Source organism: Snodgrassella sp. ESL0253 (assembly GCF_013344965.1).
Lineage (GTDB): Bacteria > Pseudomonadota > Gammaproteobacteria > Burkholderiales > Neisseriaceae > Snodgrassella > Snodgrassella alvi_B.
The window spans coordinates 117,039-134,515 of the sequence record NZ_JAAEDQ010000003.1 but is presented as its reverse complement, the minus strand read 5'-3'; the positions used below and the strand labels follow the sequence as shown (position 1 = coordinate 134,515).

Here is a 17,477-nt window from a genome sequence, read left to right as displayed (position 1 = left end):
CTGAGTCTGACAGGGTTTTGGTTGGTGATAACTTTGATAGCGATAGCCGCTGAAGACAGGTGTTACCGTTTTTTATACAGAATTTTTAAGTCAGTATACGCTAACTGGGTGCAAGGAATTTCTGGTGCGCTAGTTTTTCCAGCAGGTCAATTCTCATTGTGGGCGCTAACTTTTTTTCTAAATGTCATTAAAAATGATTGTTTTATTATTTGTGTCATTATTTTCTCTGTAGTTTTTTCTGGGTTCATTAGGGGTGAAGCTGTTAAAGAGCGTACACTGAAACCGGACAATACTGAAATACTAAATTAGTGATATTAAATAAGTATTAAAGGCCAGCAGCTAATTTGATTAATGAAAAATTGATCTGTCTATTTTTTCTGTTCACCTGTCTGTGGCTGTTGTCAGCTTGCTTGGCAAAATTTAGATGATGGCTATTTTCTTGCTTAATTTGTTGTTTGTATTTGTGGTTATATAGATAATAAAGGTAACTATTATGTTGGAGCTGGTCATCATAGGATGGTAGCAGCAATGAAAATCTATAAGATAACAGGAGATGCCTCTTATATTAAAAAATTAATAAATAATGGGAGATGGGTGCCAACAGATAAACCTCCAGCAGATATGAGACCATTGCCAAAAAGGAAAAATTAATATGAATAAATGTGACATATATAAAGAAATGTTAGGATTTGCATTATCGTATATTAGAAATGTTCAGTCTCAAAATGCATTTAGAAAGGCGAAAGATATATCATGTTTTTATGAAGCTGAATTAGTTCATAATATTATGATTAGTATTTTAGAAAAAGATTTTGAAGAACATGATATATGGTTTTTAAATCATCAAGCTAAGTTTTATTATGATAATTGTAATGAAGACATATCCCCAAATTATCGAGGGCATATAGAAAGAATAAAGAAATTATTTGAATTGGTTCCTTATCAGCTAAGAAATAAATTAATATGGAGTGGACCTAAATAAGAATCTATTTCTTGCTGGTGGCAGATAATGTTTGATAAACAAAAATTGATGGATGATTATTGGTTTTTTGATGACACTTGTCCAGCAGAAGCTGTTTGGGTTAATGATGATGCTTCTTTAGCATGGACTTAACTTGTTGGCGACCCTATCCTAAATTTTGTGTATTTTCAGTTAAAGGTGACAGTTAACTCTGTCACCAAATTCTATATTTAACATGCCCGATCTTGAAATCTCACTTTAACCGATTCATCTTGCGTACTTTCCAGCAAATAATCGCAGATGACATTCAATGATTAGTTATTCAATTTAGGATCTTACAAGATTATAAAACTATACTGTACTTTATTTGTTCCATCCCCCCTGTCAAGTGATAAGCCGTTATTGAATTCTAATAAAATGAAACGGTATAGAATCCTGAATTATTTTTACAAAATAACCGCCCACAATTAACGTCGGAAGGGGCATTATTATCGGGTAAAAAGGTCACGGTGCTAGCGAAGAAGGATATAGGAAACTCCGGGACGATATTAGGTAAAAACCGAGTTGCCTTATTAGGCCATAACGTCAATAACCAAGGTCTGATTGATGCGGGTGCTATTATCATTCAAGCTAAAGATAGCATTCACAGCAGTGGCAAGTTAAAAATGGTTTGATAAATAATGGTTTGTGTTGCTATGCCTGTACTGATGCTATATTCAGACTGGGGATGGTTTGATAAGTAATGATTTAACTGGCTGTGGCCGGCTGGGATATCCGGCTGGTTTGTGTTTTTTCATGCAAAAGTTGATGTAGTTTGTGATGTGGTGAAACGAAGTAAATTATAATCGTTGGGGATAAAGTAAGTGCAGCAGTTGCTGCTGGTGTTATTTGAACGAAAGGGATAGTTATGTCGCAATTTTTGCTGGTACCGACTGGAGCTCAGACAGGTCTGACTGTGGTTGGTTTGGGTGTGGCACAGGCTTTTATACAAGCCGGGCATGTACCGCTGTACTTCAAACCGGTAGCAACGGATGTGGCTGCGGATGATGCTGCGCTGGTGCAGGCTGTATTACAGCAGAGTTTGCCTGCTTCACAGTCGCTGGCGAGTCTGGATGAGCGTGTGTATCAGGGGCAGGCAGATGATGTGGTAGAAGAGTTTGTTGCTGCTTTCCACCAGATGGCTGAGGCCAAGCACGATGTGGTGGTGGTTGAGGGTGCTGTGCCTGAAGCCGGCCGGACTTACCTGCCTGCACAAAATGTGAAGATTGCGGCAGCACTGAATGCACGGGTGATTCTGGTGGCGGCAGTAGCTGACCAGACGCCGGCTGCGGTGGCTGCCCAGTTGCAACTGGCTTTGCATGATTATGCACATGGCCATACTGAAATCAGTGGCTTTATTTTAACCGCCGATGCCCAAACTGCACCGGCAGAAGGTTTTGCCGCAGAAGTGCAGGCTGCACTGGCTGCACACGGTAAAAAGCTTGAATGTATCGGTGTGGTTACTGCTGTACCGGCTGGTGTAGAGGCTGCTCAGGCTCAGGATGTGGCCAAGGCTGTGGCTGCCCAGTTAAACGCCGAGCTGCTTTGCGGGGAGCTGGCTAAACCGGTAGCAGAACATTTGGCACCGGCAGCATTCCGCTATCAGATGATGGCGCGTGCCCGTGCTGCGAATAAACGCATTGTTCTGCCTGAGGGTAATGAACCACGCACTATTGCTGCGGCTGCCATTTGTGAAAATAAGGGTATTGCCCGCTGTGTGCTGCTGGCAAAAAAAGCCGAAGTGGAAGAAGTGGCGCAGGCGAAAGGAATTACTTTACCAGCCTCGCTGGAAATCATTGACCCTGACAGTATCCGTGAACGCTATATTGCGCCGATGGTAGAGCTGAGAAAGAGCAAAGGGTTGACTGCTGAACAGGCTGCTGAACAGTTGCAGGATACGGTGGTGCTGGGCACTATGATGCTGGCCACAGGTGATGTGGATGGTCTGGTATCCGGCGCTGTACACACTACAGCCAACACCATCCGTCCGGCTTTGCAGCTGATTAAAACTGCTCCGGGTGCCAGTCTGGTATCCAGTGTATTCTTTATGCTGATGCCGGATCAGGTGCTGGTATATGGTGACTGTGCGGTAAATCCGAATCCTACTGCCGAGCAACTGGCTGATATTGCTATTCAGTCTGCGGATTCTGCCAAAGCATTTGGTATTGAACCAAAAGTGGCGATGATTTCTTATTCTACTGGTTCATCAGGCAGTGGTGCCGATGTGGAAACGGTTACTGCTGCCACTAAACTGGCACAGCAAAAACGCCCTGATCTGCATATTGACGGACCTTTGCAGTATGATGCGGCCAGTGTACCGAGCGTGGGCAGACAGAAAGCACCTGACAGCAAGGTGGCCGGTCAGGCAACGGTATTTGTATTCCCTGATTTAAATACCGGTAATACAACTTATAAAGCCGTACAGCGCAGTGCGCATGTGCTGAGTGTTGGGCCGATGTTGCAGGGTCTGAATAAACCGGTGAACGATTTGTCTCGTGGTGCTCTGATTGAAGACATTGTCTACACTATTGCTCTGACGGCAATTCAGGCGGTACAGATGAGCTAACGGATATTGCATCCGGTTTTGTATGGTACGGGCAGGTGATGGTTATGTCATCTGCCCGATTTTGTTGCTTATATGGCAAGAAAATTCGTTAATCTGATTTTTTGTGCAACATTAATAATAATATTTAAGAAAAATAAGATGATTATTGTCTTTTGTTGTTGTAATTTTACGGGCTATTGCCAAAACTGTGCTCATAAATTACAGTTTGTAACGCAGACATTTCGTCTGGAAAAGGCCAAGAATACAGAGGCATAATCTAAAACTAGAGGATATAGCATTTGATACTCGCCTGCGGATTTTTGCAGGCGATTTATTTTTATCTGTTGTGCTGTTTGGTTAAAAGTAATTTTAGTGTGTGCCGGCTGGTGTTATTTATTGCCACTAATTTTGCTGTTTGTTGCGATTAATATTGTTTCGGGTATCTGTACTGCTGAAGCAAGTCTATTTTATGATAAATGCATCATGAGATAAGCTTGAGCTTGCGTTGGTTATTTTTAAATTTGCAGCACCGGTGTGCTGAATTATTTTGATTGTGTGTTGTACAGGCGTTATCTGCTGCGGTGCAGTTATTGCTTATGATGTCTCTATTTGTTTGCTTCGTGCTTTTGTGTTGATTGGTTGCTGTTTGTCTGTTTGATTTTAATTAATACTTATTAGGTTTATATTAAAGGCGATTAATTTTAAATCTATGCAGACTGCTGTTTGCGTGTAAATATTATGAGCTGGATTAAGGAATTTGTTTTTTTGCGATACAGGTTCTGACAGCAAGGTGTGCTTGCTGTTACATTAGGGCTGAGCTATTTTTTTAATGCCAGTTTGATGTGGGGTTTTTGCGCTTTGATTTCTGGCGCAGATGGTTTACTGGTTGTGGCAATTTGTGCGAGCTGTTTGTCGGAGAGCAGACCGGACCAGTCTCCATCCAGATACCACTGTTCGCCGAAATCCTCACAGGGGTGAGGGATACGGATACAGCCATTACCGCATTGCAGGTCATCGGCACGGCAGTATTTGTCGCAGCCCCAACAGATTCGTTCGGGATGTTTGGGATGTAACGGAAAAACCTTGGCCATGGTGGTGTATACCTGTTATGAGTAATATGGGGGTTATACCTGCTGGGGTGGATTTGTTCAAGAAATGGATGGTTGAGCGCAGTGTAATGTTTTGTGTGGATTAATTGCTGGCGCTACAGGATGCAGGCCGATACGAGCTGAATACAGATTCAGGTCAAGGAAAATAGGTGCACAATGAAACAATATGATGTTGCGGTACTGGGAGGTGGTTTATTGGGTCGCCTGACTGCATGGTTATTGGCAGATCAGGGCTGTAAGGTGATATTGTTCAATGCTGGTAAGCGTAATGGTGAAGATGCTGCTGCTTTTGCGGCTGCCGCGATGCTGGCACCTACGGCAGAAGCTGTGGAAGCAACGCCGCTGGTGGTACAGCTAGGCTATGCCAGTCTGCCCATCTGGCGCCAGTGGGTGGATTCGTTTCCGACACCGGTATTCATGCAGCAAAATGGTTCGCTGATTGTGTGGCATCCGCAGGATCATGCTTTGGCCAAGCAGTTTTCCCAGCATTTGCAACGTGCCCATCAGGACAGTAGTGTCTGGCAGGTATGGCATAATCAGGAAATTAGTGAACACGAGCCACAACTGGCAGGCCGTTTTCAGCAGGGTCTGTTTTTGCCGACGGAAGGACAGCTCGATAACCGGCAAACTCTGCTGGCACTGGCGGATGTGCTCGACCGGCAGCAGGTAAGCTGCCATTGGGGGCGCAGCAGTGATTTGGCGGAATGTGCTGCTCTGGCTCACTGGACGCTGGATTGTCGTGGCTACGGAGGCAAAGGTAACTGGAATAGTCACGGTCAAAGCCGTTTACGCGGAGTGCGGGGAGAGGTGTTGCGCCTGTATGCACCGGATATTGAGCTTCACCGGCCGGTGCGGGTATTGCATCCGCGCTATCCTATTTATATTGCGCCCAAGCAGGATAAGTTGTTTGTTATCGGGGCGACACAGATTGAAAGTGAAGATGACAGTAATCTGAGTGTACGCAGTGGTCTGGAGCTGATGTCTGCTCTGTATACGGTTCATCCGGCTTTTGGAGAGGCTCGGATTCTGGAAAGTATGGCTGAGCTGCGTCCTACGCTTAATCATGAAAGCCCGGAAATTCGCTATGATATACAGAATCGTGTTGTAACGGTTAATGGCTTGTTTCGGCATGGTTTTATGATTTCGCCTACGGTGAGTATTGCTACGGTGCGTGTATTGCAGAATTTAATGCAACAGCAGTCATTGCCGGATGCTCAGGCGTGCTATCACATTGATGTTTTGCCGGTAAATCAGAATGGGGAGGCAGATTGATGGATATTTGTGTTAATGATGATGTGATTATTTTTGATGGCAGTACGGTCGCTGATCTGGTTGAGTATCTGATGCTAGAAGCGCCATTTGCTGTTGCGGTAAATACGGCTTTTGTCGCCAGAAAGCACTATTCAAGCTACCATTTGCAACCGCAGGACAAGGTAGATATTGTTAGTCCGGTAGTGGGTGGCTAGTATTTGGCTGCTGTGCTGATTTGTTTCTGCAAACCCTGTTTGAATACAGGGTTTTTTGCTGTTTGGCTGGTGGCAGTCTTTGCCTGTGTAATGGGATTTTGCGGGTATTTCTGTTGCAGTCATTCCGGTAAAAACAGGAATATATTTTGTCTACAGGTAAGGGAACGATAGTGTACCTGCTGTTAAATCAATTTAATCTGTTTATTTTTTAATGAAATGATATTTTCTTCTGAAAATATTTTCTGAAATAATGCTGGTTTGTTTATAAATAAAATTAATGTGCTAATGAGTAAGATAGCCAGCCAGATTTTTGCCGGTACTATATTCAGCCGCTATATTCGACTTTAAAGGGTAAATCTGCTTGAATTTGTCTCTAGTCTACATTTACACTTGAGTCTATTTTGTTAATTAGTTAATAAAAAATTATAACAATCATTATTACATTAAGAGGAATTGAATTTATGCTTAATCTGTTTACTCGCACACAACCTGCGAACCGCAATTATGCGGTGGCTTTTTTGGCCGGTATTATGGGTGGCCTGATTGCAGCTTTTGTGAAATCGGGTACGGAAGGGGTGATGCCTCCACGTATGCCAGACCGTGTGGCTCCTACGATTCAGATAATTCAGGATATGGGCATTGATATGCACAATATGGTTTACACCTATTCTGATCAGGTGGTGAACTGGGGCGGTAGTGCGGTGCATATTCTGTTTTCAATTGTGTGGGCGGTGATTTACTGTATGGCTGCTGAGATTTTTCCTAAAGTTAAGCTAGGGCAGGGGCTGGCGTTTGGGATCGGGGTAACTATTCTGTTTCACGGTATGATGTTGCCGGTACTGAATCTGTCACCGGCACTATGGAATCTGCCGTTTGATGAGCTGTTCTCTGAGCTGGTGGGTACGCTACTATGGATGTGGACGATTGAAGTTTTCCGCCATGATTTGCGTAGCCGCCTGACCAAGAAATCTGACGCGGAATTTCAGTAAGCTTTGTCTGATTCTTGCCTGTGCTCACGCTTTTGTATCCGGAATAAGCAGTATTCTGGCTGTTTCGGTGTATGCCGAAGCATGGTGACAATAGCTGATGTGGTTCTGTCAGGTGAAATAGGTGCAAAGTTATTGTTCTGGTTATAAAATCTAACATTCTTTACTGCGGATGGTTTTTAGTGCGGCTATTTGGGAATATTGGTTAATTTTATGTGAAGAGGGGGATGGCTTATGGCTTTGCAACTTTATGATGAGCAGTTTGATAGTCGTTTGCTGTTGGGCACTGCTGCTTATCCTACTCTGGAAGTGCTGCGTACAGCAGTAAGAAAAGCGCAACCAGCCATGATTACTGTAGCCTTGCGCCGGCAGGGCGCTACCTCGGCTGAGCATGGTCGGGGTTTATGGGGCTTGTTACAGGAGCTGGCTTTGCCTATTCTTCCCAATACTGCCGGTTGCCTGAGTGTGGAAGAGGCGGTGACTACGGCTCAGATGGCGCGCGAGGTATTTGACACTGACTGGATCAAGCTGGAACTGATTGGCGATGATGATACTTTACAGCCGGATGTATTTCAGTTGGTACGGGCTGCGGATATACTGATTAAGGATGGTTTCAAAGTATTGCCATATTGTACGGAAGATTTGATTGCCTGCCGCCGTTTGCTGGATGTTGGCTGTCAGGCACTGATGCCTTGGGCTGCGCCAATCGGTACAGGTCTGGGGCCGGTACATGAATACGCGCTGCATGTATTGCGTGAACGCTTGCCAGATATCCCGCTGCTTGTAGATGCGGGGCTGGGTTTACCTTCGCATGCGGCAAAAGTCATGGAGTGGGGTTTTGATGGTGTATTGCTTAATACGGCGGTTTCGCGCAGTGGCGATCCGGTAATGATGGCAGAGGCATTTGCGCTGGCGGTTAATGCCGGGCGGCTGGCTTATGAAGCGGAACCGGTGGTACCGCGCCATAATGCGCAGGCTTCTACGCCGCAGGTTGGACAGCCGTTCTGGCACTATCCTGATTATGAGTAGTAAAAAATAAAGCGCGTAAGCGCTTTATTTAATATTGGCGGTTATTTTGTCCTATTTAACTGCACCGATGATGGTTAAACAGGACAGCCTTTCTGAATGTTACTGCTTGGTGCCGGTGGTATCTGAATAGGTGATGCGTTTTTTCAGTTGCTGGCGATACATGGGCAGGAGCATGGTCAGCAGAATAAACCAGACAGGGGTAGCCAGCAGGCCAGTAAGGGTATCCTTATCCTGACTGAACAGATACAGCACAAATACAAAGAATATCAGGCAGACATAGCACATCGGTATGCCAAAAGGCATTTTGTAGACTGAGTGTGCGTGTGCCTCAGGATAGAGCTTGCGATAACGCAGGTAGGCAATCAGGATAACTGCCCAGACAAAGATAAAGCAGATACTGGATACGGTGGTGACGATGGTAAATACTTTCATGACATCACCTTCGGCATAGAGCAGGCCAACACCAATCAGCAGCAGGGCGCAGGAATAGATCAGGCCGTTTTGTGGCACGCCTGTAGCTGATAGCCGCGCGAAGGCCTTCGGGCCAACGCCGTTTCTTGACAGGCCGTATAGCATGCGGCCGGTGGAATACATGCCGCTATTGGCAGAGGACATGGCCGAAGTCAGCACAACAAAATTAATAATGGTGGCTGCGGCGCTAATGCCAATCAGGGTGAACATGTTGACGAACGGGCTACGGTCTGGCGCAACCATGCTCCACGGGGTAACTGTCATGATAATAGTTAAGGCCAGTACATAAAAGACAATCACGCGCACCGGTATTTTATTGATGGCGGCAGGCAGGGTGGTATTGGGGTCGTTTGTTTCGGCCGATGCTGTACCAACCAGTTCGATACCAACAAAAGCAAAGATGGCAATCTGAAAGGCAGCAAAAAAGCCGGACCAGCCATGTGGCATCCAGCCACCGTAAGACCATAAGTTGCTGATTCGTGCCTGAATGCCGCTGGAGCTGACAAAGCCAGTGAGTAACAGATAGCTGCCACAGCCAATCAGCGCCAGAATAGCCAGAATCTTGATTAGCGCAAACCAGAATTCCAGCTCACCAAACAGTTTGACGGATAATAAATTCAGTACCAGCAGGACAATAATGCATATGATACCGGGCAGCCAGAGTGGTACATCTGGCCACCAGAACTGGGTATAACCGGTAATGGCTACGATATCGGCCATGCCAATTACTACCCAGCAAAACCAGTATGACCAGCCAACATAATAGCCGACAGTAGGATTAAGAATATCGGTGGTGAAGTCGACAAAGGATTTGTAATGCAGATTGTGCAACAGCAGTTCACCCATGGCACGCATAACGAAAAACAGGAATGCGCCGATGATGATGTAGGTAAACAGTACGGATGGCCCTGCCAGGCTGATGGTGCGGCCTGAACCCATAAAAAGGCCGGTACCGATTGCACCGCCGATGGCAATTAGCTGTAAATGTCGGTTTTTCAATGTACGTTTTAACTCGGGCGGCCGGCTCATGATATATCCTTTAGAGACTGGAAAACAGGAATCGAAAACATGGTTTTATTTTTTAGGAAATTATACGTGGGTATAAGGTTGTTTATGCTAAATGACTTTCTGGTGCTGGCAGACCTATATTCATGTATTTAATATAGTGCATGTTATTAGCTGCATAGCCAGCCTGAAGTCATAATACTGTATCACAGTTTATTGCTGTTGCTGGCAATATCTGAATGCAGATGTTGTGAGTGGGGTGGTGTGTATTAAGGTGATGATTTTTTCGGCTAACTTCTACGCAAGGTTGGGCTGGTTAAGGAATAATGATTATAGAGGGGAGAATGTGTTCCTGCGCCGGACTGAGACCGGATTAGTGATGGGCTATGGTTGTATTGGAATGTTTATCAGCACGACGATAAAAGGCGTTTATCCGATTTATTTTACTAATCTGATATATTATGGCGTAAGCATTGGGAATGCTGGTTGTGGCTGATGCTATTTTCGGTATTTTTTTCTGATTCATCAGATGAGTGGCTTGCTAATGATGTGGTTGTTCAGTCTGCTGTGATGGTGTTATCGATTATGAAAACCGGTAGTGGTATTGGTGGGAGTGGCGGTTATCAGGTTAGATATGACTATACCCGCTTGATGCAGGTGGTACAGATTATGTATGGCAGGGATTGAGTCTGGGTAATAATGGCTGCATTTTAAGGCGGAAATGTTGTTGCTACTGTACACGGCGGTGATGGGGTTGATTGTGTGCATGGTAGCCGTACAATAGACAGAACAGATTTGGATATTTAAGAGTGTTAGATATGAGTGAAAATAAAGTCGTTCATTACTTAAAAGATTATCAGGCACCGGATTTTGCGGTAGCTGATATTAATCTGACTTTTTCTCTGGAGGATGCTTATACCACTGTCCTCAATCGCATGACTGTGGTGCCGCGGCAGACAGGCAAACCTTGTGTACTGGATGGCAGCGCTGAGCTATTGCAGATTGTTTTAAATGGTAAGTCTTTGTGTCCGCATGAATATGCAGTTACAGATGAAAAGCTGCTTATTCATGCTGTGCCAGACAGTGAATTTGTGCTGGAAATCACCACCAGATTGTATCCGGCGCAAAATAAAACGCTGATGGGGCTGTATGAGTCTGGTGATAATCTGTATACCCAGAATGAGCCAGAAGGTTTTCGCAAGATTACCTATTATTTTGACCGACCAGATGTGATGAGTCAGTTTACCACCACTATTATTGGTGATAAGCGGCGTTATCCGGTTATGTTGTCTAATGGTAATCTGATTGATAGCGGTGAACTGGACAATGGTCGCCACTGGGTATGCTGGCGTGACCCGTTTGCCAAGCCAAGCTATCTGTTTGCTCTGGTGGCGGGACAACTGGCGGTGCTGGAGGGCAGTTTTACAACTCGCAGCGGTAAAGAGGTGGCGCTGAAGTTTTATACCCGTCCGGAAGACCGTGCCAAGGCAGGTTTTGCGCTGGAGTCACTGAAGCATGCGATGCAGTGGGATGAAGAGCGTTTTAATCTGGAATACGATTTGAATATTTTTATGGTCGTGGCTGTGAGCGATTTCAATATGGGCGCCATGGAAAATAAAGGCCTGAATATTTTCAATACTAAATATGTACTCGCCAGCAGTGATACGGCTACCGATGCCGATTTTGAAGCAATTGAGGGTGTGATTGGTCATGAGTATTTCCATAACTGGACGGGTAACCGGGTAACCTGTCGTGACTGGTTTCAGTTGTCGCTGAAAGAAGGCCTGACGGTATTCCGTGATCAGGAATTTTCAGCCGATCGAGCCAGCAGGGCAGTACGCCGCATTCATAATGTTAGGGTATTGCGCAGTATGCAGTTTGCCGAAGATGCTGGCCCGATGGCACATCCGGTACGGCCTGCTTCATATGAGGAAATGAATAATTTCTATACGTTGACTGTGTATGAAAAAGGTGCCGAAGTGGTACGCATGTACCATACACTTCTGGGCGAAGCCGGTTTTCAGAAAGGTATGCAGCTTTACTTCCAGCGCCATGATGGTCAGGCAGTGACCTGTGATGATTTCCGCGCGGCTATGGCTGATGCCAATGGTGTTAATCTGGAGCAGTTTGCTTTATGGTACAGTCAGGCTGGTACACCACAGATTAAAGCGCATGGTGAATATGATGCAGGCAATCATACGTTTAGCCTGCATTTGCAGCAGTACATTCCACCCACGCCTGATATGGCGGATAAGCAGCCGATGGTGATTCCGGTAAAAGTTGGGCTGCTTGGCCGCGATGGCACACCTGTGGCATTCAGACTGGCCGATACGGATGCACCGGTAGATGAAACAGTACTGGTATTTAATCAGGCACAACAGACATTCGTGTTTTACGATGTTGCACAGGAGGTGGTGCCATCATTATTGCGCGGTTTCAGTGCGCCGGTAAGACTGGATTATCCGTATGGTGATGCTGATCTGATGTTGCTGCTGGCACATGACAGTGATTCCTTTGCCCGCTGGGAAGCTGCACAAACTCTGTACCGGCGCGCTGTTGCGGCCAATCTGGCGGCGCTGGCCGCAAATCAGCCGGCTCCCCATCATGCTGAGCTAGCTGCGGCAATTACTGCGGCGTTGAATGCCGATATTGACCCGGCTTATAAAGCAGTATTACTACAGGTGCCAACTGAAGCGGAATTGTGGGAGGATGCGCAAAGCATTAATCCTGAGCTGTATGTACGTGCACGGCAGGCGCTGTTGCATGATTTGGCTGCCAGCATGGAAGACACGCTGACGCACTGGCGTACATGGGCTGATACACAGGAGCAGAACAGTAAGCACGCTGCACCACAGGAGTATCACCCTGATCTGGCCGGCGTTCGCAGCTTGCGCAATACTTTATTGCAATGGGGTGTACAGGCCAGAGTGCAATTACTGCAAACTATTGCAAGTGAATATACGCAGCGCGCCACCAATATGACTCATGAATTTGGAATGCTGTCGGCCATTAATCATTTGCCCGATGACAAACGCAATGAGTTATTAAATCAGTTTGCCCAGCGTTATGCGCACGATGATCTGGTGATGGACAAGTATTTTATTCTGATTGGCAGTAGCCAGCGTGCCGATACCCTGCAACAGGTACAGGCAGCCTTGCAGCACCCGGCTTTCAGTCTGGAAAATCCAAATAAGGTACGCTCATTACTGGGCAGCTTTAGCCGTAATATTGAGCATTTTCATGCTGCCGATGGTAGTGGCTACCGCTTTATTGCTGAGCATATATTGCGTATTGATGGATTTAATCCGCAGGTGGCGTCGCGTCTGGTACAGGCATTTAATCTGTATGGCCGGCTGGAACCGCAGCGCAAGGCGTTAATGGCTGAACAGTTGCAGCGGATTCAGCAGCATGAAAGTTTATCTAAAGACAGCCGTGAGATTGTGGATAAGATTTTGCGTGACTGAGATGATGGCTGGTGAGTTTCAGCCTGAATAAAATAAAACAGAGCACTACGGATTATGCCGAAGTGCTCTTTTAATATGGATATGCTTTGGGCTATTCAGGCTTAGGCCGGAAGGCGGTATGTTCTTATTGCTTGCTGTTTATCCTTCAAGAAGCTGCTTGCCCAGATAATCGTTTTCTCTGGCCATTCCCGGTAAAACAAAGAAGAAGCCACCACCAAATGGTTTGATATAGCGTTCCAGTGGCTCGCCGTTGAGGCGGTTCTGGGTGTCGATAAAGCCTTTTTTGAGGTCATTCTGGTAGGCAACGAAAATCAGCCCCATATCAAGCTGGCCACTGGGTAAGATGCCCAGTGAGTAACTGAAGCTGCGCCGGCGCAGCTTGGCTACATGCCGTTCCGGAATACGCGGCTCGGCACGGCGCATGTGGGAATCAAACAGGATGCGGTCGCCATGTGGGTCGCGATTCATCTGCGGGTCATCCATTTCGTGCTGCATGCCGATGGGTGCACCGCTGGTTTTGTAACGGCCAAAATCGTTTTCCTGATCTTCCAGTGGCGTTCTGTCCCAGAATTCCAGATTAAAGCGAATCAGGCGGATAGCCTGATAGCTGCCGCCCAGACACCATGCAGGTTCATGGTTATCGGCAGTTACCCATACCAGCTCATCCATCAGTTTGCTATCGGTAATGGGGGCATTGCCGGTACCATCTTTAAAGCCAAACAGGTTGATGGCGGTGCTGTGATGGTCGATATCTCGTGCCGGCAGGAACCCGTCCATTTTCCAAACGGGTACCATGAACTGGTTGCAGTGGCTAATCAGGTCGCGCAGGGCATAAATCACGCTTTCGCGGCTGTTGGCACAAAACTGAATAGATAAATCTCCGCCACACCAGTCTTTTTCCAGCCGGTCGTTGGGAAAGCGCGGCATGGGTATCAGTTTTTTTGGTTTGTGTTTGGCCAGACCGAAGCGCTGGTCAAATAGGCTGGCGCCCACGGCTACGGTAATGGTAAGCGAGTCAGGTGACAGGTTGTGACCGAGTAGCCCGGATTCCACCGGAGGCAGCTGGTCATTTTTTCCTGCTGCCAGTGTCTTTGGCCGGGTGAGATGGGCGATGCGTTGGGAAATAAGCTGTAATAGCTGTTGTAGTTGGGCTTTATCTCGCGTGGTCACGTTAAAGGCAACAAAAATGGCTTCTTTGGTATCAGGTGTGATCACACCGGCCTGATGACTGCCCCAGTAATCGACTGCCTGATTGTAATCGTGAGTACAGTTGCTGGCTGCGCTGGCTGATTTGCTGACGCCGATACTGGCTATACCCAGTCCTCCGGCCAGCAGCATTTTCATGCCGTGGCGGCGGCCGGGGCTGGCGGGATTGTCTTCAGGCGTGGCCGCTGAGTCTGGCTGGTGTCTGAAGGTGTTTTTTTGCATAACTTGAACCTTAATGAGGGTACTTGTAATAAACGCGAATGCCCAGTTGTGCCCGCAGTTGTGCCAGACGACTGGTCTGTATGCTTAGCAGGGAATACAGTTGGTCATGGTCAGCTTGGTTGAGTTGGTTGAAATTCTGAAACTGATTTTGTGGTAACTGATAGCGCCGGAGAACAGCAAAAATCTGCTGATAACCGCTGTCGAGCGCTACGCGTTGCTCGGCTGGAATAAAGTCAGTAAGCTGCTGCACAATTTGGGCAGAACCGGTGACATTAGCGTGGATATCGGCTAAATCGCTATGGCTGTACTGATTTTCCTTGCCAGCAAGCTTGGTTTGCAGAATCATTTCCAGAAAATCGGATGCGGCCTGGACGACTTTGGCTATGTCCAGTTCATCAGCAGCAACCCGCTTTTGTAAATCAATGATTCCATATTGCAGATTACTGGCTTCTGCCTGTGCCTGTTGCAGGTCTTTGCGTACAAACAGCTCATATTCCAACCGGTGAAAACCGCTGAAACCGGGGTCGTTAATGCCTTGCAGATAGTAATCTGCACGTGAGTTGATATTCTGGTCGGCATTGCCGAACAGTTTGACAATAACTCTTACCTGTTCGTAGCTTTGATGCGCGCGGATATAGTTTTGCTGTGCCGGTAATAATTGCCCGTTCCGGCTGGCATTGACGATGGCTTCAAGATATTGCTGGGTGGTTTTCAGTTGCTGGACAACCTGCTGCTGATAAGCCTGAATAGCTGAATGGTATTTTTCCGGAGTGGGAATATCGCCTTTGGCTGTGACTGCATTGGTGTCGTTGATGATTGGCGCCCGTAAGCCATGCGCTACCGAAATTGCCGGCAGTAGTTGCGAACACAGGAATAGGGCGAGGAACCTGTACAGCTTCATGTGGATTTCTTCCTTAAAAACAGTATGCCCATTAACAGCCAGAATACGCCAAAGGTAATGACGCTAATCCACATTGGCTGGGAACGGTAGGCAAAGAGTGAAGACGCGAAGCTGCCAATTAAACCGCTATCGTCAATAAAGGGTGAGGTATCCCATGCGGGGCTAATCAGGAAATCGGGGATGGATATGTCATGTTCCAGTAATATATTGGTGCCATCTTCAATTGCTTTCATAAGCAATGAAATGGCCAGAAATAATAATATGATGCCGGTTATGGTAAAAAATTTTTTCCACTGAATGAAGCGGCTGGTCTGAATAAAGGTATAGAAGGTTAGGGCTGATACGGCGATACCGATAAGTACGGCGATGCAGAAGCTGAAGTAATTATGGCTGTTGAGCTGCATGATTTGCCCAGACAGGAATACGACGATTTCACTGCCTTCGCGGGCAATGGCAATCGCAATAATGAATAGTGCTCCCCACCATGAGTTGCGGGCTACCTGCTGCGCCATTTCCAGCTCTAGTGTGGATTTCATGCTGCGGGCGTGTTTGTTCATCCAGTACACCATCTGCACAATCAGCACGCAGGCCATTGCAGACATACCCATCATAAATATTGTTTGATGGTCATCGGTAAGCTCTTTAAATATGCCGTTGATAAGGAGAGCCAGTATGACTGATATCAGTATACCGAGTCCTACACCGCCAAACAGGTAACGCATGCCGTTACTGTTGTCGGGATTGCGTTTAATCCATGAATATATAATGCCAACAACGAGCAACGCTTCGAAGCATTCACGCCAGACAACAAAGATGACTTGTCCCATTTATATCCTGTTCTTATTTTACGATTAACTGCCCTTTGGGCTTATCCAGATGGAAATCATCAAAAAAGATATAGGTGCCGGGTTTTTTCGGGGCGATCACCACTACTGATGATGCTCCTGGTGCCAGTACTTTTTCTTTTACCAGCTGGGTGCTTTCAAACTCAACTGGCCCCTTGCCAATATTGGTGACTTTGATGCGAATGATTTTGTTGGCCGGTGCATTGAGGGTTAACGGTATCATGTCACCATCTTTCATTTTCAGCTCCAAAGTGACTTTGTCATCAGCAATCGCGGAATATGAAAGCATGAAGCTGCATAAACTCAAGACAGTAAGAAAAAATTTTTTCACGATGGATACACTCACAGAAAAAGGTATTGTGGCAGTAACAACGTATCAAGGGATTATTCGGCCGGTTAAAACCAGAATAATCCCTGTACTGCCCGGTGCTGTTAGTAGCTGCCTTTACGGCCTACACCGGTGTAATCAAAGTCCCAGCTCACTTCAAACGGTTTGAACCACGGGGCTACACCAGTTTCCTTGTCAATATGACGTGCCATTTGATTGGCCGTTGGTGGAGAAATACGGTAGGTAACGCGGTATTTGCCCAGACCATTCAACTTGACGTTGTCACCATAGTGAGGGCCGTCGTTGGCAACCATGGACATAAATTTACCGGAGTGTTCGAATTTGCCTTTGTTCAGTTTGGTGATGGTGTACTCAATATTCAGATTGGGAATCCAGTCACCTTCAGCAAAACCGTTTGGATTGCCTTCTGTAGCATGGATATCGGCTTCCATGTGTACGTCGGATTTGCTGGCTGGCAGATGCATGTTGCTGTGATCCATACCATCGGTATCCATGGTGATGGGCGGCAGATATACGCCAGAAATTTCCATTCCGTTTTTGATGATGGGTTTACCCATAGGGTATTCCTGAGCAAAGGCTGCCATGGATACGAGGGCAGCACTGGCGATGGCAATTTTTTGTAACAGCATGCTTGATTTTCCTATTTTAGTCATGTAAATCAATATGAATCAGGTGATGACTGGATAACAATTGATAAGGATTATCAATATACCCCTTTTGAAAATGTTAGAAAACAATTAAATTATGTTTTTTATTAATATTTAATGTTATTTATTGCTATGTAAGAAATTCTGTTTTCTCAGGCTGTTTGAATAACTTATACCTTGAGTAAAATGGATAATGATAAATAAATATATTCAATATTAATTGATAACTGGA

Annotated in this window: 15 protein-coding genes; 8 read left to right on the top strand and 7 right to left on the bottom strand. The window is 46.1% G+C overall.

What is annotated here, in order from left to right:
* Positions 1-652 precede the first annotated feature (652 nt).
* Both GYX26_RS03725 and pta read left to right on the top strand, forming a co-directional pair.
* On the top strand, positions 653-982 hold the full coding sequence (locus GYX26_RS03725; RefSeq protein WP_174828166.1) for a zinc ABC transporter substrate-binding protein: 330 nt from the start codon (positions 653-655) through the stop codon (positions 980-982).
* Between the two features lie 886 nt (positions 983-1,868).
* Complete coding sequence (pta, locus tag GYX26_RS03720; protein WP_174828165.1) at positions 1,869-3,566, top strand: phosphate acetyltransferase; 1,698 nt, start codon at positions 1,869-1,871, stop codon at positions 3,564-3,566.
* Between the two features lie 797 nt (positions 3,567-4,363).
* Here pta and GYX26_RS03715 read toward each other — a convergent pair.
* Positions 4,364-4,636, bottom strand: a complete 273-nt coding sequence (locus tag GYX26_RS03715; RefSeq protein ID WP_100114002.1) for a DUF3079 domain-containing protein — start codon at positions 4,634-4,636, stop codon at positions 4,364-4,366.
* A gap of 174 nt (positions 4,637-4,810) precedes the next feature.
* On the opposite strand from GYX26_RS03715, the gene GYX26_RS03710 reads away from it, so the two are divergent.
* From GYX26_RS03710 to GYX26_RS03695, 4 genes are all read left to right on the top strand, one after another.
* Positions 4,811-5,926 (top strand): FAD-dependent oxidoreductase, encoded by a 1,116-nt coding sequence (locus GYX26_RS03710; RefSeq protein ID WP_174828164.1) that lies wholly within the window; start codon positions 4,811-4,813, stop codon positions 5,924-5,926.
* On the top strand, positions 5,926-6,120 hold the full coding sequence (gene thiS, locus GYX26_RS03705) for a sulfur carrier protein ThiS (protein ID WP_174828163.1): 195 nt from the start codon (positions 5,926-5,928) through the stop codon (positions 6,118-6,120). Before GYX26_RS03710 ends, thiS begins: the two co-directional genes overlap by 1 nt.
* Positions 6,121-6,581: 461 nt before the next feature.
* Positions 6,582-7,109, top strand: a complete 528-nt coding sequence (locus GYX26_RS03700; RefSeq protein WP_174828161.1) for a DUF1440 domain-containing protein — start codon at positions 6,582-6,584, stop codon at positions 7,107-7,109.
* Positions 7,110-7,340: 231 nt separating this feature from the next.
* A complete protein-coding gene (locus tag GYX26_RS03695) occupies positions 7,341-8,135 on the top strand; it encodes a thiazole synthase (RefSeq protein ID WP_174828159.1) in 795 nt (264 codons plus the stop codon).
* 99 nt (positions 8,136-8,234) lie between these two features.
* On the opposite strand, the gene GYX26_RS03690 is transcribed toward GYX26_RS03695, so the two are convergent.
* Positions 8,235-9,635, bottom strand: coding sequence for an amino acid permease (locus GYX26_RS03690; RefSeq protein ID WP_174828157.1), 1,401 nt, complete (start codon positions 9,633-9,635; stop codon positions 8,235-8,237).
* A gap of 471 nt (positions 9,636-10,106) precedes the next feature.
* Here GYX26_RS03690 and GYX26_RS03685 point away from each other — a divergent pair, with 471 nt between their 5' ends.
* Together GYX26_RS03685 and pepN are read left to right on the top strand one after the other, a co-directional pair.
* Complete coding sequence (locus GYX26_RS03685) at positions 10,107-10,298, top strand: hypothetical protein (protein WP_100113996.1); 192 nt, start codon at positions 10,107-10,109, stop codon at positions 10,296-10,298.
* A 131-nt stretch (positions 10,299-10,429) separates the two neighbouring features.
* A complete protein-coding gene (pepN, locus tag GYX26_RS03680) occupies positions 10,430-13,075 on the top strand; it encodes an aminopeptidase N (protein ID WP_174828155.1) in 2,646 nt (881 codons plus the stop codon).
* A 138-nt stretch (positions 13,076-13,213) separates the two neighbouring features.
* Here pepN and efeB read toward each other — a convergent pair whose 3' ends face one another.
* From efeB to GYX26_RS03655, 5 genes are all read right to left on the bottom strand, one after another.
* The gene (gene efeB, locus GYX26_RS03675) at positions 13,214-14,503 is read right to left on the bottom strand and encodes an iron uptake transporter deferrochelatase/peroxidase subunit (RefSeq protein ID WP_174828153.1); all 1,290 of its coding nucleotides are present in this window, start codon (positions 14,501-14,503) and stop codon (positions 13,214-13,216) included.
* 10 nt (positions 14,504-14,513) lie between these two features.
* A complete protein-coding gene (locus tag GYX26_RS03670; RefSeq protein ID WP_174828152.1) occupies positions 14,514-15,404 on the bottom strand; it encodes an EfeM/EfeO family lipoprotein in 891 nt (296 codons plus the stop codon).
* The gene (locus tag GYX26_RS03665; protein ID WP_174828150.1) at positions 15,401-16,231 is read right to left on the bottom strand and encodes an FTR1 family protein; all 831 of its coding nucleotides are present in this window, start codon (positions 16,229-16,231) and stop codon (positions 15,401-15,403) included. The genes GYX26_RS03670 and GYX26_RS03665 overlap by 4 nt, the downstream gene beginning before the upstream one ends.
* A 13-nt stretch (positions 16,232-16,244) precedes the next feature.
* Positions 16,245-16,580: a cupredoxin domain-containing protein gene (locus GYX26_RS03660; protein ID WP_370520836.1), complete on the bottom strand. Its 336-nt coding sequence runs from the start codon at positions 16,578-16,580 to the stop codon at positions 16,245-16,247.
* Between the two features lie 101 nt (positions 16,581-16,681).
* Positions 16,682-17,227 carry an iron transporter gene (locus GYX26_RS03655; protein ID WP_202984277.1) on the bottom strand — a complete coding sequence of 182 codons (546 nt, stop codon included), beginning with the start codon at positions 17,225-17,227 and terminating at the stop codon, positions 16,682-16,684.
* Positions 17,228-17,477 lie beyond the last annotated feature (250 nt).